This is a genomic window from Streptomyces sp. HmicA12 (assembly GCF_000373565.1).
Taxonomy (GTDB): Bacteria; Actinomycetota; Actinomycetes; order Streptomycetales; family Streptomycetaceae; genus Streptomyces.
Genome location: NZ_KB891812.1, coordinates 51,981 through 68,623 on the forward strand (window position 1 = coordinate 51,981; position 16,643 = coordinate 68,623).

At 69.4% G+C, this 16,643-nt stretch carries 21 protein-coding genes; 8 read left to right on the forward strand and 13 right to left on the reverse strand.

Features of this window, described 5'->3' with window-relative positions; translation table 11 throughout:
- Positions 1–19 precede the first annotated feature (19 nt).
- On the reverse strand, positions 20–568 hold the full coding sequence (locus tag B072_RS0122410) for a CGNR zinc finger domain-containing protein (RefSeq protein ID WP_018532221.1): 549 nt from the start codon (positions 566–568) through the stop codon (positions 20–22).
- Between the two features lie 246 nt (positions 569–814).
- Between B072_RS0122410 and B072_RS0122415 the strand changes: the two genes are divergently transcribed.
- The gene (locus B072_RS0122415; RefSeq protein ID WP_018532222.1) at positions 815–1,753 is read left to right on the forward strand and encodes an alpha/beta fold hydrolase; all 939 of its coding nucleotides are present in this window, start codon (positions 815–817) and stop codon (positions 1,751–1,753) included.
- A 360-nt stretch (positions 1,754–2,113) separates the two neighbouring features.
- Here B072_RS0122415 and B072_RS0122420 read toward each other — a convergent pair whose 3' ends face one another.
- From B072_RS0122420 to B072_RS0122445, 6 genes are all read right to left on the reverse strand, one after another.
- A complete protein-coding gene (locus tag B072_RS0122420; RefSeq protein ID WP_018532223.1) occupies positions 2,114–2,551 on the reverse strand; it encodes a nuclear transport factor 2 family protein in 438 nt (145 codons plus the stop codon).
- Between the two features lie 105 nt (positions 2,552–2,656).
- A complete protein-coding gene (locus tag B072_RS0122425) occupies positions 2,657–2,851 on the reverse strand; it encodes a hypothetical protein (protein ID WP_018532224.1) in 195 nt (64 codons plus the stop codon).
- Positions 2,852–2,996: 145 nt separating this feature from the next.
- Complete coding sequence (locus tag B072_RS0122430; protein WP_043244507.1) at positions 2,997–3,356, reverse strand: hypothetical protein; 360 nt, start codon at positions 3,354–3,356, stop codon at positions 2,997–2,999.
- Between the two features lie 137 nt (positions 3,357–3,493).
- Entirely contained in the window at positions 3,494–4,459 is a 966-nt protein-coding gene (locus tag B072_RS0122435; RefSeq protein ID WP_018532226.1) for an RNA polymerase sigma factor, read from the reverse strand.
- An 85-nt stretch (positions 4,460–4,544) separates the two neighbouring features.
- The gene (locus tag B072_RS0122440; protein WP_018532227.1) at positions 4,545–5,417 is read right to left on the reverse strand and encodes a Bax inhibitor-1/YccA family membrane protein; all 873 of its coding nucleotides are present in this window, start codon (positions 5,415–5,417) and stop codon (positions 4,545–4,547) included.
- A 247-nt stretch (positions 5,418–5,664) separates the two neighbouring features.
- On the reverse strand, positions 5,665–6,711 hold the full coding sequence (locus B072_RS0122445) for an alpha/beta fold hydrolase (protein ID WP_026246167.1): 1,047 nt from the start codon (positions 6,709–6,711) through the stop codon (positions 5,665–5,667).
- 402 nt (positions 6,712–7,113) lie between these two features.
- Between B072_RS0122445 and B072_RS49985 the strand changes: the two genes are divergently transcribed.
- Both B072_RS49985 and B072_RS45620 read left to right on the forward strand, forming a co-directional pair.
- Positions 7,114–7,356, forward strand: a complete 243-nt coding sequence (locus tag B072_RS49985; RefSeq protein ID WP_078506540.1) for a transposase — start codon at positions 7,114–7,116, stop codon at positions 7,354–7,356.
- Complete coding sequence (locus tag B072_RS45620; RefSeq protein ID WP_026246169.1) at positions 7,353–7,553, forward strand: hypothetical protein; 201 nt, start codon at positions 7,353–7,355, stop codon at positions 7,551–7,553. The genes B072_RS49985 and B072_RS45620 overlap by 4 nt, the downstream gene beginning before the upstream one ends.
- A gap of 52 nt (positions 7,554–7,605) precedes the next feature.
- Here the strand turns inward: B072_RS45620 and B072_RS0122460 are convergent, their stop codons facing one another.
- The 5 genes from B072_RS0122460 to B072_RS49275 form a co-directional block, all read right to left on the reverse strand.
- A complete protein-coding gene (locus B072_RS0122460) occupies positions 7,606–8,343 on the reverse strand; it encodes a dienelactone hydrolase family protein (RefSeq protein WP_026246170.1) in 738 nt (245 codons plus the stop codon).
- A 189-nt stretch (positions 8,344–8,532) separates the two neighbouring features.
- A complete protein-coding gene (locus B072_RS0122465; RefSeq protein ID WP_018532230.1) occupies positions 8,533–9,108 on the reverse strand; it encodes a hypothetical protein in 576 nt (191 codons plus the stop codon).
- A complete protein-coding gene (locus tag B072_RS0122470) occupies positions 9,109–10,698 on the reverse strand; it encodes a helix-turn-helix domain-containing protein (protein WP_018532231.1) in 1,590 nt (529 codons plus the stop codon).
- A complete protein-coding gene (locus tag B072_RS0122475; protein ID WP_234018904.1) occupies positions 10,695–10,952 on the reverse strand; it encodes a hypothetical protein in 258 nt (85 codons plus the stop codon). The genes B072_RS0122470 and B072_RS0122475 overlap by 4 nt, the downstream gene beginning before the upstream one ends.
- Positions 10,953–11,238: 286 nt before the next feature.
- Positions 11,239–11,790 carry a CGNR zinc finger domain-containing protein gene (locus B072_RS49275; RefSeq protein ID WP_018532233.1) on the reverse strand — a complete coding sequence of 184 codons (552 nt, stop codon included), beginning with the start codon at positions 11,788–11,790 and terminating at the stop codon, positions 11,239–11,241.
- A gap of 120 nt (positions 11,791–11,910) precedes the next feature.
- Between B072_RS49275 and B072_RS0122485 the strand changes: the two genes are divergently transcribed.
- The 5 genes from B072_RS0122485 to B072_RS0122505 all read left to right on the forward strand — a co-directional run bounded on the left by B072_RS0122485 (position 11,911) and on the right by B072_RS0122505 (position 15,345).
- Positions 11,911–12,540: a LysE family translocator gene (locus B072_RS0122485; protein WP_018532234.1), complete on the forward strand. Its 630-nt coding sequence runs from the start codon at positions 11,911–11,913 to the stop codon at positions 12,538–12,540.
- Between the two features lie 163 nt (positions 12,541–12,703).
- On the forward strand, positions 12,704–13,312 hold the full coding sequence (locus tag B072_RS45630) for a hypothetical protein (protein WP_018532235.1): 609 nt from the start codon (positions 12,704–12,706) through the stop codon (positions 13,310–13,312).
- Positions 13,313–13,592: 280 nt separating this feature from the next.
- Positions 13,593–13,880 carry a hypothetical protein gene (locus B072_RS43815; protein ID WP_018532236.1) on the forward strand — a complete coding sequence of 96 codons (288 nt, stop codon included), beginning with the start codon at positions 13,593–13,595 and terminating at the stop codon, positions 13,878–13,880.
- Positions 13,877–14,296, forward strand: a complete 420-nt coding sequence (locus B072_RS0122500; RefSeq protein WP_018532237.1) for a VOC family protein — start codon at positions 13,877–13,879, stop codon at positions 14,294–14,296. Before B072_RS43815 ends, B072_RS0122500 begins: the two co-directional genes overlap by 4 nt.
- Positions 14,297–14,652: 356 nt before the next feature.
- Positions 14,653–15,345 (forward strand): DUF2993 domain-containing protein, encoded by a 693-nt coding sequence (locus B072_RS0122505; protein ID WP_018532238.1) that lies wholly within the window; start codon positions 14,653–14,655, stop codon positions 15,343–15,345.
- Positions 15,346–15,643: 298 nt separating this feature from the next.
- On the opposite strand, the gene kdgD is transcribed toward B072_RS0122505, so the two are convergent.
- On the reverse strand, positions 15,644–16,570 hold the full coding sequence (kdgD, locus tag B072_RS0122510; protein WP_026246171.1) for a 5-dehydro-4-deoxyglucarate dehydratase: 927 nt from the start codon (positions 16,568–16,570) through the stop codon (positions 15,644–15,646).
- Positions 16,571–16,643 lie beyond the last annotated feature (73 nt).

Consider the following 16,643-nt stretch of genomic DNA (forward strand, 5'->3'; position numbering starts at 1 on the left):
GCCGCCGACCGGTCTTCCGTCAGCCCGCGGCGGTGCTCTTGCGTGCGCGGTAGGCAGCGGCCTTGACCCTGTTTCCGCAGGTCCGCATGGCGCACCATTCGCGCCGGTGGCCGCGCGAGCGGTCGAGGTAGACCTGGGTGCACTCCGGGCGTGCGCACTCCCGCAGCAGAGCGCCTTCGTCACCGCCGAGAATCTCGACCGTCGCGCGAGCGAGGGTCGAGAGCCCCTGGGAGACGGACCCGGTGTGCCGCACTCCGTCGGGGCCGAGCTGCACCTTCACCGGCAGGCCGGCGGCGCACCGGTTGACCTCGGCGACATCGGCGGCGGGCAGCGGCTCACCGGCGAGACGGGCCGCCACCAGCGAGTAGATCGCTTCGCGCAGGTCGATCGCCGTATCCACGTCGACCTCGTCGGCATGGGGCGGTGTATCAAGCATCTGAGACTCGACAAACCAGTCGTCGAGCAGTGCGGGCGTGGCGAGCTTCTCGGTCGGCGCCTCGTTGCGTCGCGCGCGCAGGGTGCCGACGAAGTCGAGTGGGAGCGTCCCACAGGGGAAGGCATGATTCACGTAACCATACTGACGGGTGACTACTGAATATGCAACGCCTTGGACGACCTCACCTCCCGATAGCGGGCAAATGTGCGCCAATCCAATCGGGCGCTCCCGGGTGGCGGCGAGGCCACCACGGATGACGTGACGACCCGACGACCCGCCTTCGGACGTGGCGCGGATCACAGCACCAGCGCCGAACTTCGGCGCCGCCACCGCATCGTGTCGGTGTCATCAGCTGTCTTCCGCTCGAACGGAGCCACCATGAGCGTCACCGCGAACACCGCCGGGGCATCGAAGAGTTCGGACGCCGCGTCCGGCCCCCTGTCCCCCGGCCCGCACGCCGTCACCGTCGGCGGCATCACTCAGCGCTATCACGTCCACGGCACCGGTCCGGTGTGTCTGGTCCACTCCGGCGGGCCCGGCATCCTCTGGGACTACCTGCGCATGCCGCTGCTGGAACAGCACCTGACCATGGTCTACGTGGAACCGATCGGGACCGGTGCCGAAAGCCGGCTGCCCTCCCACCCGCACGGCTACACGCGGGAGCGGTACAGCCGCTTCCTGGAGCTCTTGATCAACCGGCTGGGCGTCCCCGAGGTGTACCTGCTGGGGCACTCGCACGGCGCCTTCGTCGCGGCTTATCACGCAATTCACCGGGCGGAACGGCTCGCCGGTGTCGTGCTGTACGAAGGCGCGCCGCTCACCGGTCCCGAGCACGGCGCGGAGGCCGGGCGCATGGTGGAGAAGTTCGCCGCCGATCACGCGGGACACCCCGGTCTCGCGGACGTGCTCGCTGCCTTCGGGGCGATGTCGAACATCTCCGACGACGAGGAGACCACGACGGTGGCGCGCGGCGTCCTGCCTTCCTACTTCGCCGACTACTGGGGCGACCAGGAGCGCTGGACGCCCTTTCGCGACGCGGTGCGTGCGGTCTTCATCTCCGGTCTGGACGAGGACCTCTCCCCCGATCTCATCGACGATCGCATGGCTCTGAAAACGCTGGACGTGCCCGCACTGATCGTCGTGGGCCGGCACGACGTGATCTGCGGTGTGCGCTGGAGCGAGGAGTTGCACGACCTGATCCCGGACTCGCGGCTGGTGATCCTGGAGCACAGTGGCCACTTCGGTCACGTCGAGGAACCCGAGCGGTTCGACCAGGCGGTGTTCCGCTTCGTGTCAGAGACGGAGGCCGGCGTGTAGGTCCCGCCGAACGGGACCTACACGCCTTACCCGGGCTCAGCCACTTGCCCGCTACGCCCGCCGAACCTCTCGGCGGACGTGGCGAGGTCCGGTCGGCTCCTAGGTCGTGTCCGCAAAGACCCTCCGTCCGCCCGGAGGGCGGGCCCCGCGGCGTCGATGGGGTCTCCCCTGCTCGAACGGAGTTGAGAGCTTGGGGAAGCGTGCTCTCGGCGTGCCGGGCGCACGACACCCACGAGGGACCGGGTGTACTTGGCCTTGTGCCCGGTGCGGCGAATGGGGTCTCCCCTGCTCGGAGCCTGTCGGAGAGCTTGGGGAAGCGTGCCAGGCGTCGCGAGGCAGGAGGGACTTTGCGGACACGACCTAGGCGCGCAGGTGGCGGCTCACGTCGCCCACCAGATGGATAGCGACCTGACGCTCCACGAATCGCCACTGCCCGCCCCGGCGCGTGAAGCGGTCGCGATAGCGGCCCGCGGCCACCGGCTGCAGCGGAAAGCCGGGAGCCGCCTGGAACACCGTGACGTAGGAACGAGCGGTGGCGGTCTCCGCCTGCTCGTCGACGTCGACCTCGATGTTGCTCGTGACGTGGTGGGTGCGCGGTGTGCCGTCCTCGTAGAGGATCACGCTGTCCCGGAGCATCTTCTCCACGCCTCCGTCCCGACCCTGGACCGGTCCGGAACTTCCGATGAACACGGCGTCCGCGAACATCTCACCCACCCCGGCCAGGTCTCCGGTGTCGACCAGCTCGGCATACTTGACGATCAGGTTTGCGATGGCGGTGGCATCTGCGACGGCACTCATGAATCCGAGACTACATGTGAGCACTTGTGGGCCGCTCCGGCACTGCATCACCGCTCCAGTCGGTGGCTTACACCTGTCGCCTGTTACACCTGTCGCCTGTCGCTGCTACAGGCCCAGATCGAGGGCCAGGCAGGAGTAGTACTGCCACTGCCCCTCAGGGTTGTACGTGCCGTTGACCCTGGCAGCCAGCCCGGTGTCCACGCTCTGCGTCGTGTCCTCGACACGGACGCGCTCGGGGAGCTTCCCGAAGCGTGCGTGCCGCGCCGCCGCGGCGGTGTCGATGGTGGCTTCCTTGTTCATGACCGTCCTCCACTTCGTGGATCCCGTCCGCTTGTCACCCGGACTGCCACCAGTCTCCACCCTCCCGAGTAACCAGTCAAGACGGTTACGCTAGAGAGTCGCAGTTTGGGGCGTCCGGGTGTGCACAGCCCGGACGCCCCACGCTTCACCCGGCCGGGCGCACGCGGTAACTGACGGCGGCGTAGGGAAAGTTGCCCTGCCCGAGCGTCCCGGTCCGGTAGTAGAGGTCCCCCTCCTGGCCAGGAGCACCCGACCGGCATTCGGAGTTGAAGAAGACGTCGACATCCTTGTCCGAGACGGCGAGGAACGAGCGCGCAGGGGCCGGCAGTTCCCGGCAGAGCCCGTCCTTACTGAGATCCGCCGTCACAGCGGTCCCGCTCTGGTTGCTCCCGGTGTAGAAGGTGACACCACCGGGGGCGGCCGCGTGCGCCTGGGCGGTTCCCGCGGCACACAGGGCCGCCGCGGCGGCTGCGAGCGCGGCGCTTCTCACATATCGGTACGTCATGTATCTCACCTCGGAGCTCGGGTGCGACATGTGTCGCATGGAGGAAGGGAGTGGAACACAGATACTTCCCGAGCCACTGTGCTTTACGTTTCAACGAGGCGTAAGCAGCAAATCAGCCACGGCTGCCGGGACATGTCTCACCCGGCGACACCCTCGTCGCCGGAGCGGGGGCGCGGTGTGTGACACAGGGTCAGCCTGTCGACGCGGCCCTGGCGCAGGGTCATGATCCAGGCGACTCCGGGCGGACAGTGGTCCGGCGCGTCGGGCGGGCTGATGAGGTCCATCTCCCACACCATCAGGGAGCGCCCGGCGATGACATGGACGGGGCGCTGGCGAACCCCGGCGGACAGGTCGCTGTCCATGCCCGCGAGCAGCAGCCCCGTCCCGCCGAGAAGCTCGCCCCCGGCATGCAGCGACACATCCCATGCATAGCGGTCCGCGACCACGGTCGCGAACTCGCCGCGCTCCGCGGCGACCAGCGTCGCCCGCGCCTCCGCCCATGCCGCTCCGGTCCATGCGCGAGCCTCCGAGTGTGCGCCCTCGGCCGTGGCCTCCAGCGTCCGGGCGAGGCGTGTCCGCGCCTGGCTGAGCCGGCTGCGGACCGTGCCGACCGGTATCCCGCAGGCTCGGGCTATCTGCTGGTAGGAGGTGAGCCGCAAGGAGAAGTAGCGCAGGACGACGGGCAGTTGCAAGGCTGGGGACAGTGCCTCCACGGCCTCCCAGATCCAGTCCCGCATGGTGTGCCGGTCGAGTACCTGCTCGGGTGTGATCGACAGGGACGGCGTCGGTACGTCCGCGACCGGTTCGATCCGCCGCGCGTCGCGCAGCACCGCCCGTCCGGCGTTGCGCACCACCATCCGCAGCCACGGGCCCACGGCTGCCGGATTCCGTACGTCACCGATGCGGCGCAGCGCCACCAGTGCAGCCTCCTGCATCACGTCGTCCGCGTCAGGGCCGGGCCCCAGTAGGCTCACCGCGACGGCTCGCATGCCCGGGCGGTGACGCTCCAGCAGCTGCGCGAGAGCGGCCACATCGCCTCCCTGTGCCGCCAGGGTCAGCACTGCGTCCTCGGCGCGTTCGACTTCCGTCACCACGGTGTTCACGCCCTCCCCTTCCGCTCGTTCACTCCGCCACACCGTCCACGTCGTGTTCATACGTGTCGTCGGCGGCCGGCGCGCCGGCCGGTCGTCAGTCGTTGCCCCGCAGGATCGACAGCAGCCGGAGCGCTTCGAGGTAGATCCAGACCAGGGTGACGGTGAGGCCGAAGGCCGCGAACCAGGCTTCGTCCCGCGGGGCGCCGTAGGCGATGCCGTCCTCGACCTGCTTGAAGTCCAGGGCGAGGAAGCACGCGCCCAGGACGATGCCGATGACACCGAACAGCACACCCGTGGCCCCGCTGTCGAAGCCGAGACCGCCGCTGGCGCCGAAGGCGGAGAACAGCAGGTCGGCCACCATCAGCAGCAGGAAGCCGAGGGCCGCGCCGAGCACGAACCCGTAGAAGCGTCGGGTGACGCGTATCCAGCGCCGCTTGTAGGCGATCAGCACGCCGGCGAACACGGCCATCGTGCCCAGGACCGCCTGAACGACGACACCCGGTGCGATGTACGTCGACGTGGCATCGGAGGTGACTCCGAGGAAGACCCCCTCGAAGGCGGCGTAGCCCAGGATCAGCGCCGGGGAGGGTGTGCGCCGGAACGTCTGGACCATGGACAGGGCGAACGCGACGAGGGCGGCGACCGCGCCGATGCCGAGGGCGCGTCCCGCGCCGGCGTCACCGACGGGCAGCAGGAGCCACGACAGCGCGGCCGTCAGCACGACCGTGCCGAGCGTGGCCGCGGTGCGGACCACGACGTCGTCGATCGTCATCGCCGCGCCCTCGGCCCGCACGTCGGGCGCGGAGAGCTCGATGGTCGACTGGGCGTAGGGGTTGGTCGGCACTCCGCCGGACAGATCGGCGCCGGCTACGGCGCCCACCGGCCGGGACCGTTCGGCGGCGGACGCGGCGGTCCCGTCGCCACGTCGGAAGCCTCTTCGGGTGAAGATCGGATTGCTGCTGCGCATGGCGCCGCCTCCCTGACCGTGATCCCGCACGGCCTGTATGGCGCATGTCGTGGATCGTCGAGCGGGCGGAACCAGTTAGCCCCACCCTGCGAGTAACCACTCTGACAGGTGACGCAATAACGGGCAAGCCCATCACGTTCTCAGCTCGTAACAGGTGCGCCTCGCCCACACGTCAGACGAAAGGGCCGCCGCGGCATGACGCCGCGGCGGCCCGAACCCTGCACCGAACGCCGTCCGGCGCAGAGGATCAACGCATCGCGTGAGCCTCCTGGACCGCGGAGATGAACGCTTCTGGGCGTTCCTGCGGGAGGTTGTGACCGGCGCCCGGAACCACGTGGTGCACCCAGGGACCCGAGAAGTGCGGCGCATAACCGCTCCCGTCGGTCCATGGCGTGACGCCATCCGCCTTGCCGTCCAGGGTGACGGTGGGAGGGGCGATCTTCGGCTGGTCCAGCAGCCGTTTCTCCAGTTCCGCGTAGCGCGGATCACCGGGAGTGGCGCCCAGCCGGTGACGGTAGCCGTGGATCACGACGTCGACGTAGTCGGGGTTGGTCCACAACTGCGCAGCCTGCGCGAACTCCGCCTCGGTGAACTGCCATTCGGGCGAGTTGCGCTGCCAGACGACACGAGCCAAGGCTTCCCTGTTCCGCAGCAGCCCCTTCCTCCCCCGCTCGGTGAGGAAGTAGAAGAAGTACCAGTAGCCGGATTCGACGGAAGGCGCCAACGGCTCCTCGGCGACCGCGAGGTTCTGGATGAGGTAACCGTTCACGGACACCAACCCCGAGCAGCGCTCCGGCCAGAGTGCCGCGGCCACGTCGCCGGCCCGGCCACCCCAGTCGTATCCGGCGTACAGCGCCCTGCGGATGTGCAGGGCGTCCATGAAATCGATCAGGTCCGCACCCAGCGCGGCCTGTTCACCGGACCGGAACGTGTCGTCACGGAGGAAGGAAGTCTCCCCGTGGCCGCGCAGATAGGGGATGTAGCAGCGATAGCCCCGCGCGGCGAGCGCCGGTGCCACTTCCGCGTAGGAACCCGCCGGGCTGAAGGGCCAGCCGTGCAGGAGGATCACCGGCACACCGCCGGCAGGGCCGACGTCGTGGTAGGCGATGTCCAGGACGCCGGTACGCACGTGGCGCACGGGACCGAGTCCTCGCCCCGCCCACGAACCCGGCCCGCCCTGCACGGACCCCGACGCCACGCCCTGGGCGCGGGCCGAACTCTGCCCCACCCCGAAAAGTCCGACCGCCCCCGCCATCGTCGCCATGGCCTGCGTCACCCCGCGCCTGCTGATCACAGCTTGCCTCACCTTCACGAGGACGTACTGCACACGTGTTAGTACGTCACTGTATTGACAGGTGATAACAATCCGGCACGGGCATACGTGTGTCAAGCGTGTCGGACCGCGCGTCGAGCAGTCCCGCAAGCTGCTTGAGGCCCACGAGCAGCAGTTCGAAGGAACCGAGGAGCCGTGCGATCCGACCGTGCACCGCATCGTCGACCCGGTCCGTGCCACCTGCGAGTGGTTTCTCGACGCAGTGGACACCGGGCAGGTCGACGTCGACGAGGGGCCCCTGGTCACGGCACCGGGGAGATGCGGATCCGAACGAGCTGGAGACCTACGAGGTGGCCCGCGTGCGCGTAGAAGCGGGAGGCGGACGTCATGCGCCGGCGTTGACACCCCTCGGACACGACGGACCTGGAACGGGCCCTGATCGAGCCGTTGCGTTGTTGCCGGTGCCGGCTTGCGATACCCCCCGGCGGCGACAGGCCGGAGGCCCGCCCACGTCGGGAGATCGTCGACGCCCTGCGCCATCTCGTCGACACCGGCAGCACATGGGCCGCGCTGCCGCAGGATTACCCGCCCTTCAAGACGGTGTTCGGGTTCTTCACGCGCCGGCCCACTGCGGGCGTCTTCATCCTCATACGCGACCAGCTGTGACGCCGGACGACGGCTTCGCCGCCCGAAAAGCCCTCTTCCGGCTCCGGCTGATGCGCCCCGAAATCGCCATCGTCTGGGCCGACTTGGCCTACGCGGGCACCTTTGTTGCCCGTGCCAAGTCCTTCCTCCACCTGCCGGTCAAGACCGCCCAACGCATCATCCATGCCCCGATCTGCCGACCCGTCCACGCTGCTTGAGGCGTCCCAGGGATGACGTCGGCCAAGCCAGGTGCCAGCATGTTTGCCTGGGTCATGCCCCCAGATTCTCTGTCACGGGCAGGCACTCGGCGAGGAGGTCGACGACGTCGCGCCAGGCTCGCTGCGCGTGCTGTGGGTGGTAGCCGACGCCGGGGACCGTGGGGTGGTCGACCGTTGGGTGGTGGAAGGCGTGCAAGGCGCCGCCGTAGACCGCGAGGCGCCAGTCGACGCCCGCGGCCTGCATCTCGGCAGTGAATGCGTCCCGTTGCGCGGGCGGCATGATCGGGTCTTCCGACCCGACTCCGGCCCACACCGGGCAGCGAATGCGCGTCGCCTCGCCCGGTCGGCCCGTGGTCAGTGCGTTGACTGTCGCGATCGCGCGCAGGTTGACGCCGTCGCGCCCGAGTTCCAGCCCGACGGCGCCCCCGGTGCCGTAGCCGACGGCGGCGATCCGGTCGGAATCGGTCCGCGGTTCGGCGCGCAACACGTCGAGCGCCGCATGGCCGATGCCCCGCATCCGGTAGGGATCAGCGAGCAGTGGCATGCAACGGGCCAGCATCTCCTCGGGGTCGCTCAAATAGCGCCCGCCGTGGAGGTCGAAGGCCAGCGCTATGTATCCCAGCTCGGCGAGAGCATCGGCCCGGCGGCGCTCCACGTCGCTGAGCCCCGTGCCCTCTGGCCCGAGCAGCACCGCGGGCCGGCGGTCGGCACCGGCCGGGAGCGCGAGGTGGCCGATCATCGTCAGACCGTCGGCCGGATACTCGACCGTGCGCGTCGTCATCGTCGTCATGGGACCGGACTGTAGTGATCGTCGAGCACGGTCCGGCCGCTGTTCTGCCGCTGGCAGAGCAGCGCGGGTATCCCTCTCAAATACGACGGGGACTCACAAGAACCGTCACAAACCTCGTCCCCACGGCAGCTGTCCATCCCGCAGGCGCGGGCGCGGGTCGGTCTGGTTGCGACGCGCAGGTGGGCTTGGTCAGGCGGCGAAGCCGATGTTCATGACGTATTCGTAAGCGCCGTAGTCGGAGCCGAGGTCGGCGGTGATGTCGCCGAACCAGGCCTCGTCCATGGTCGCGTCGTCGTCGGCCACCCATGCCTGAACCATCCGGTCCCAGTTCCTTACGTTCAGGGTGCGGAAGGAGACGTCGCGCTGGAGGGGGCGGGAGACCTGTGACTGGTTGAGCGGGTGGAACTCGACCCGGGTGCCGCGTCCTTGCCGGTTGAGGCGCTGCAGGAGGTGGCGGGCGATGTTCTGACGGCGTACGCGAAGGTAGACGGCGTCCAGCTGGGCCAGGCTCTTCTTCGACGGTGTCGCTTTGCCCTCGGCCCAGCGCTTGAGGGTGCGGTCGGTGACCGTGAGGCCGGCGGCGCGGGCGGCTGCCTTGGCGTGAGCGGTGCGGGTGAGGTAGTGCAGGCGGGCCAGCATGCCGCGGCGCTGGGTGACGGGAGTGGCGATGAAGCCGGCGAGGGCATCGAGCTGGCGGGCCGCGGCCTCGTAGCCCTTGATGCCGCGGGCGCCGAACTTGCCGAACTCCAGATTCCTGTCGGGCATTTACTCCCCCTCCCCGGGGTGCGGGGTCTGGTCGGTGCTGGTGCCGGCCGTGTAGCGGTCCTTGACCTTGACCTCGGTAACGCCGCGGCCCTCGGCGAAGACACGGCGCCAGTCACCGATGACGTGGAGTTCGTCGGTGCCCATCGCGCGGACCACGCTCAGGCCCTCTTCGTGGGCCTTCAAAGCCTTCATCCACAGGTTGGCGAAGGCCTGCGAGCGGATGAGGTGCATCCAGTCCGGCCGGTACAGTTCCCGGTTGTAGTTCGACTCCCCCATCGTGGAGACGAACTTGGAGTACATCGCTTTCACGTATTCCAGCGTCACCTCGTCGCCGTCGGCGATTGCCGTGTCGCGGGCGTCCTTCAGCGCGATCCGGAACTTCTCCAGCAGGCCCTCGGTCGCCCCGGAGGTGTAGGACTCGTGGATCACCGGGGGTTCGCAGAGGCCGTACTTCGGACCCGACAGGCGGAGCAGCAGGCGCAGCGTCGGCTCGGTCACCCACAGCGGGCCGGGCTCGTCGCGCTGCCCGACCGGGTTCGGCAGGACAGCCTCGTGGTCCCAGTGCGGCGGGGTGATCAGGTGGATGCCGGCCCGGCGGCGGTCGTGACCGACGCCGCCCGCGGAGTGCTCCAGCTGCCCCAGCGGCAAATGGGTTTTGAGGGCGGACAGATAGGCGCCGTTGATGTCGAGGGCGGTCACCTCGTGCTCACCGGGCGGCAGTTCGTGCCGGGTCCACTTGGGGCGAGCCTCCCACACCTGGTCGGCGCCGCGCGAGGACTGCTTCTTCAGAACGTCCGGCATCCACGGATGCGCGACCACGTCGTAGCGGCCGCCCTTGCGGGTGGTGTCAAGGAGAGCCATCGCGTCCGGGATCGCCTTCTTCACCAGCGCCGCCGTCGCGGCCTCCACGTCGCCCTGATGCTGGGCGAGCGCGGCCTGCACGGCCTGGCCGATCAGGTCCACCGCTTCGCCGGAGGGCTGGAAGGCGCGGCGGGTGGGTCGACGGCTCGCCGGCCGGGCAGGTTCCGGTTGAGGGGCGGGCGGTGCAGCGTCCTCGGGCTGCGGTGTCACGCTGCTGCAGTCGGCCGGGTCGAGGTGCTGCGGAAAGCCCGCCACCCGCTGCCCCGCCGGATTCCCGCACAACACGCACGGCTCCGGAGCCCCCAGCACTTCGACGTCCTCGGCATCGTCCGCGTCTCCGCCACCCTCCGTGCGGGCCGCGTTCCGCGCATCGCCGTCGGTCCATGACGGGCCGGAAGGAGGCGGGCCGCCCGCTTCCGGGGATCCGGGTAGCACGGGGGCGTCGGCCGCCGGCTCGCCGCCCGAGGGCGACGGCGACGGCGACGGCGCGAGTTTCGCGGTCAGGCCGTCCAGAAGGTAGGCGTACCTGGTCCGCACCTCGCCGGACGGGGCGCGGCGCCCCGTCTCCCAGCCGCCCACGGTGGAGGGACTCACACCCAGAGCCCGCGCCACCTGCGCCATCGACAGTCCGGCCTGCTCACGCAGTTCCCGCCGGGCCTGCGCATCAGGCAGCTCGGCCTCCGGCGCAACGGAGGCGAGCAGGGAGTCGATCGCGTCGAAGTCGCTCATCGGCGGCCCCCCTCCTTCGAGTCGCCCCGCTGGGACCGGCGACGCTCGGCCAGCGCCGGGGTGACCGTCTCCTTCACGCGCTGCTGCCCCCACCCGGTGATGTCCGCCGCCCGCCCGATCCGGCCGTGAACCGGTCGGCCCGTGATGGGATCGCGGGCCAAGAACACGCGCAGCGCGGCAGCGACCCGCTCCTCGGCAGCCCTCAACGCCACCACCGCTTCAGTAAGTTCCCGCTCGTCACCCGGATTCGACACAAGCATATTCTGCTTAATTTGAGGACCATTGTCAAAACAATGACAGTCATCAATCCATTGAGCGTCAACCAATGTGGGCGGTCTCCGGCTCCGATCCACCGGGCGGACCAGGAGGACCGGCCTACCACTTCCGGCCCGCCCCTCCACGCCACGGCTTGCACGCCCCACGGACCCGACCACTCGTCCGAACTCCCGGACACTCACCCCCGCCAACCGGCCGAACCGCCCCCACGGCCGGTCCGGCCTGACAGACCGTCACGCGGGCACCCCGGCAGAGGCGACGCGCTCACTCGGCAGCGGTGGCCGCCTTCCGGCTGCGGAAGGCGGCCACCCGCGCGCGGTTCTGGCACGTGACCGAGCAGAAGCGGCGGCGACCACCCGGCGACTGGTCGACGTAGACATCGGCGCAGCGACCGCCCGTGCACACGCCGACGCGGGCGAAGCCCTGTTCCCCGAGGTACTGCCGCAGAGCGAGTGCCGCCGCCGCGACGAGTGCACGGTCGGCGCTGCCCACGCTCCAGACGGCGTCGAGCCGGTCGTCGTCCACGGCGTCGAGGACCGGGCGCGTGCCGCCGGTGGACAGCAGCCGGGTCAGCCGCCGGGCGCAGGTGGCAGCGTCGGTGGCGGCGAACACCGGGTGCAGCGCGTCCGCCGCGGCGACCAGCGCCTGGCCGGTCAGCCCGTTCCGTACGTCATCGGGAAGGCCCAGGTCCGTGAGGGTGTCCACCGACGGCAGCGGCTCCTGCGTGCGGCCGCCTTCCTGGCGCGGCCGGGTCCCCCACCCGTTGACCAGGTGGGTCAAAGCGCCCAGCGGGAGTGGTGAGATGGTGATCGCCATGGCATCAGCGTAACGCGTTGAGAGGACTTATGCCGTTGCGCTCCACCCTTGCCCTGCGTAACGTATTCAGAGAGATAAATGCGTTACGCGGCTGCGGTCGAGGGACCCCCGGAGGACGGCATGCTGGATCTCACTCTTCTCCCCGCCTACCTGGCGGCTGTCGCCCTGGTCACGATCGCGCCCGGGCCTGACGCCGCGTACATCGTCGCGGTGGCCGTGGAACGCGGGCCACGAGCGGGCCTGCTCTCCGCGACAGGCATGGCGCTCGGCATGGTCGTCCACGTCACGGCTGCCGCGCTCGGTCTCGCCGTCCTGCTGCAATCGACCCCCGTGGCGCTCACGGTCGTGGAACTGGCGGGCGGGCTCTACCTCGCACGGCTCGCCGTGACCACCCTGCGCTCGACGACCACGCCTCCGGCCGAGTCGGCGCCGCCGCCCGAGCGCGAGATCCTGCGCCGCGCGGTCGTCACCAACCTGCTCAACCCGAAGACCGTCCTCTTCTTCGCCGCGTTCCTCCCCCGGTTCACCAACCCGCAGAGCGGGCCGCTGTGGCTGCAACTCCTCATACTGGGACTGATCTTTCTCGCCATGGGCCTCGTCTGGGACAGCACTATCGGGCTGTGCGCCGGCCGCCTGGGCCAGGGCCTGATGCAGGGACGCAGGGCGGCCCTCGCGGTCAACATCGCGGCCGGCACGACGTTCGCCGCGCTCGCCGTACTGCTCCTGAAGGACGCGGTCACCACCCTGTGAAGGCGCCGCCCGCCGGCCCTGGACCGGGCCATTCACCACGACACCACCGCCGAATCGTCGACGCGTCGGCCCACAGACGGAATCTGAGCCTCACCTGTTGACGTCTTCGCGGGCGTGGGCATGATGCACGACAGGGGCAGGGCACCGGCACAGGGGGCGGCGCATGTTCGACAGCTTCAGGAGCAACCACCGCCGGAGAAGGTTCACCCAGGCATGGTTCTGGGAGGACTTCCTCGATGCGGTGTCCGACTTCGTGCGGTCCCGCTCGGTGTGGGTGGTCGTGGGCAACGCGGGCTCGTGGGTCAGTGCGGTGACCGGGGTGGTGTACTGCTGGTCGCGCCCTCCTTCGCTCGCGCAGTATGCCGTCATCCAACTCGCCTGCCTGGTCTTCCAGTCGGTCGCCCTGCTTCCGGTCGCACGGCCGGGGCGGTCGGCGACCCCACGGGACGTCGACGGTTACGCCGATCTCCACGAGGGCCTGACCCTGCTCAACGTCTGTGGTTCGTGGATCTTCGGGGTGTTCCCGGTCCTGGGCCTCTTCATCGCCCTCGACGTGGACACCGACAGCCCGCACTGGTCGGCCCTGTTCTTCTCCGGGACCGCCCTCATGCTGGCGTGCGTAGCGGGCCTGATCACCGGGGTCTTCCTCTCCGACAAGGCGCGAACGCGGCGCCGTGAGGCGGCCGGGCCGCCAGGTGAGTCCGACTGGGCAGACAGCGAGAGCAGCGGGGACGCTGTCGACGTGGACTCGGGCGGCTTCGACAGCGACTGAGCGGCAGCAAACGAAACTGCCACTCCGACTCAGCCGACGACACATCAGAAGCACAGCGCAGGGACTCCACCTCTCGGCAGGAGGCATCGTCGGCATGCTGCCGCCCGCTTCGCGCCACAGACGGGGGCGGGGGGAGGTGCTCCGGCCGTTGGCTCGCGGTCCCTCGGTTCGCGTTCCCACCCGATGTCGATCCAGAGGTGTGAAGGGGTACGTTCCCGAGTGACCGGCTGATGGCCATCGAGGAGGCCCGCCTGGCTGCGCGGGTCGGGAAGGCACGCACGTGCTCCGCGTAGAGAACGACCACGGCTCCACCGCTACCGGTACTGCTTTCAGCGGCGAGATCGTCCGCGAAGGCAAGTCGGCCTTCTCCGCAGTCAGGCTCCGGGCCAAGTTCACGCAGGGCGCCGACAGTCCGACAGTCGCCCTCTCCATGGTCCTGGCAATCGTCGAGTCTGCCCGTCCCCATGGGCAACGGGACACCCGTAGTACCCGGTTCGCCGCTCTGGCCCGCGGCACGTTCGAGAAGAGGGGCGTCTTCGTCGAGCGCGCGGAGGCAGAAGCGGCGTGAACCGGCCGACACACGGGGCACTGCACCACGTAGAGATCTGGGTTCCCGATCTCGATCGCGCCGCCGCCTCCCTCGGCTGGCTGCTGCAGACGCTGGGTTACGCCGTTTCGCAGACCTGGGACTCCGGCCGCAGCTGGCTTCTCGGGCCGACCTACTTGGTCCTGGAGCAGTCTCCGGCCCTCACTTCCGACCTGTATGACCGGCGTAGGCCCGGGCTGAACCACCTGGCCTTTCACGTCGAGGACGCCACTACCGTCGAAAAGCTGACCGTCGACGCGACCCACAGGGGCTGGAGCCTGATGTTCCCCGAGCTTCACCCTTACGCCGACGGCAAGCAGCACTACGCGGCCTACCTGGAGAACGCCGACGGCTTCGAGGTCGAACTGGTCGCCATCAGCACGCCCCAGAATGCGTGAGCTCAACTGATCGACGCGCATGGACCATTGCCCATCGAGCCGCTGGCGACGGACACGATGCCCCCTCCACGATGAACCTCGTGTCTTCGCCTATCGATCGAGGGCTGCGCCCCGTTCGGCGCGCAGGGCGAGCCGCAGCGGCCATGCGCGGACAACCAGCGAACAGACGGTGCGCAAACCGCTTGAGCGCGCCGTCGCCAAGTCCTCGATCGGGCAGCACAGACAGGCCAACTCCGCGCAGTACACGGCGGACTTCGAGCCGGACGCCGTGTTTCCCCCGCTACCGTGACCCGACCGTTGCCCTGAGTGTGACGCCCACCACAGCGTCCTGGTACATACCTTGCTGGGGTGTGCTCATGCGCATTTTTCGAAGACTTCTGATCGCAGCTGTCATTCTCGCGGCCGTTCTGACGGGTGCCGATCGACTCGCCGTCCGCATCGCCGAAGGACGGGCCGAGGACCAGCTGCGTGCCTCGGCCGGGTTCGGCGAGTCCACCTCGGTGTCCATCACGGGCTTCCCTTTCCTGACCCAGATCGCGGCGAACGATCTCGACGAGCTTGACGCTCACGTCGACCACTACGAATCAGCCCTGCCCGGCGGAGGCACCGGGCGGGTCGAGGACCTCGAACTGCGGCTCCACGGAGTCCAGTTCAGCAACAGCTACAGAACCGCCGTGGCCCGCGACGCGACCGGCACCGCGCTCGTCCCCTACGCCGAGCTGCTGCACGCCGCCCCCAACAGCGACCAGGTCAAGGTCACCTCACTGTCCGACGGCGGCAAGAACCGCGTCAAGATTGCCCTCCAGACCGCCGACGGCGGCCGGCACACCCTGTACGGCTCGGTCTCTGTCGAGGGCGACACGCTGCGTCTGCACGCCCAGGGCGAGCCACAGATTTCCGGAGTCTCCGCGGACCAGATCCGCTCCGCGACGAACATTCAGCAGACCCTCACACGGCTGCCCGGCGGCATCAGCCTCAAGGACGCCGAGCCGCTCGCCTCCGGCCTGCAGCTGACAGTCGGGGGCTCACACGTATCGCTGACCGGCTGAGGGACAGCAATACCAGGACACCGAACGGCAGCTGCCCCGAGCAGCTGCCCTCCTCGAATGCGGATCTGCTGCACGATCAGGTGGCATCTTGACCTGCCCCGCCTCCCGGCTACCGGTTGGCCACCAAGCACTGACTGCGTCGGCAACCATGGACAACTGGCCTATGGTGCAGGCCACTTCGCCGGTCAGCTCGGCGGCCGACGGACAAGGGGACTGACGCGCCGGAGCTGCGGAGCGCACGTGCAAGGTCCTCAAGGGTACGGGGACGGTGCGCGCGAGAAGCGGCTGGAGCGGGGGCTCAGATACCAGAGGGGTGGACCTTGTCGATCAGGGCCGTGAGCTCGTCGAGATCCTGCGGGGACAGGTCGGTGAGCGGGGGGCGGACCGGGCCGGCCGGGTGGCCGGTGGCCGTCATGCCGGCCTTGACGATGCTGACCGCGTAACCGGCCTGCCGGTTGCGGATCTCGGTGTAAGGCAGGACGAAGTCCGTGAGCATGCGAGTGACGTCGGCCTGCCGCAGCTCGCGGACCGCCCTGTAGAAGTCGAGGGCGAACTCCGGCAGGAAGTTGAAGATCGCCGAGGAGTAGGTCGTCACGCCGAGCTGCAGGTAGGGCAGGGCGTAAGTCTCCGCGGTGGGCAGCCCGCCGATGTAGGTGAGGCGGTCGCCGAGCCGGGCGTGAATGCGGGTGACGGTGTCGATGTCGCCGACGCCGTCCTTGTAGCCGATGAGGTTGGGGCAGGAGTCGGCGAGGCGGGCCACCGTGTCGGCGGAGTAGACGGCGTTGGCACGGCTGTAGATGACGACGCCGAGGGAGGTGGTGCGGCAGACGGCCTCCACATGCCGGGCAAGGCCCTCCTGCCCGGCTTCGGTCAGGTAGGGAGGGAAGAGCAGGATGCCGTCGGCGCCGGCGCGCTCCGCGGCGGCGGCGAACTCGGCGGCGGTGGCGGTACCGTAGCCCGCCGGCGCCAGGATGGGCGTGTCATCGGGGGCGCTGGCGACGGCGGCGGTGACGACGCGCTCCACTTCGGTGGGGGTCAGGGAGAAGAACTCCCCGGTGCCGCCGGCGGCGAACAGGCCGGCGGCATCGTACTTGCCCAGACGGACGATGTTCTCGCGGTACGCGTCCTCGTCGAAGGACAGATCGGCGGCAAAGTGCGTCACCGGGAAGGACAGCAGGCCGGAGCCGATGCGGCGGCCGAGTTCGGCCGGGGTGAAGCGCGTCATGGGGTACTTCTCCTGGGTCACTGGGGCGCGGAGATCCTGCGCGAGAACGTAAAAGGGCCGCGTACGTCTTCGA

Coding starts and splice junctions, on each gene's coding strand:
- B072_RS0122465 (WP_018532230.1), bottom strand. CDS start 9,108: ATGCCCGACAGGAATCTGGAGTTCGGCAAGTTCGGCGCCCGCGGCATC.
- B072_RS0122415 (WP_018532222.1), top strand. CDS start 815: ATGAGCGTCACCGCGAACACCGCCGGGGCATCGAAGAGTTCGGACGCC.
- B072_RS0122485 (WP_018532234.1), top strand. CDS start 11,911: ATGCTGGATCTCACTCTTCTCCCCGCCTACCTGGCGGCTGTCGCCCTG.
- kdgD (WP_026246171.1), bottom strand. CDS start 16,570: ATGACGCGCTTCACCCCGGCCGAACTCGGCCGCCGCATCGGCTCCGGC.
- B072_RS0122470 (WP_018532231.1), bottom strand. CDS start 10,698: ATGAGCGACTTCGACGCGATCGACTCCCTGCTCGCCTCCGTTGCGCCG.
- B072_RS0122440 (WP_018532227.1), bottom strand. CDS start 5,417: ATGCGCAGCAGCAATCCGATCTTCACCCGAAGAGGCTTCCGACGTGGC.
- B072_RS45630 (WP_018532235.1), top strand. CDS start 12,704: ATGTTCGACAGCTTCAGGAGCAACCACCGCCGGAGAAGGTTCACCCAG.
- B072_RS0122420 (WP_018532223.1), bottom strand. CDS start 2,551: ATGAGTGCCGTCGCAGATGCCACCGCCATCGCAAACCTGATCGTCAAG.
- B072_RS0122460 (WP_026246170.1), bottom strand. CDS start 8,343: ATGACGACGATGACGACGCGCACGGTCGAGTATCCGGCCGACGGTCTG.
- B072_RS49275 (WP_018532233.1), bottom strand. CDS start 11,790: ATGGCGATCACCATCTCACCACTCCCGCTGGGCGCTTTGACCCACCTG.
- B072_RS0122430 (WP_043244507.1), bottom strand. CDS start 3,356: ATGACGTACCGATATGTGAGAAGCGCCGCGCTCGCAGCCGCCGCGGCG.
- B072_RS0122505 (WP_018532238.1), top strand. CDS start 14,653: ATGCGCATTTTTCGAAGACTTCTGATCGCAGCTGTCATTCTCGCGGCC.
- B072_RS0122425 (WP_018532224.1), bottom strand. CDS start 2,851: ATGAACAAGGAAGCCACCATCGACACCGCCGCGGCGGCGCGGCACGCA.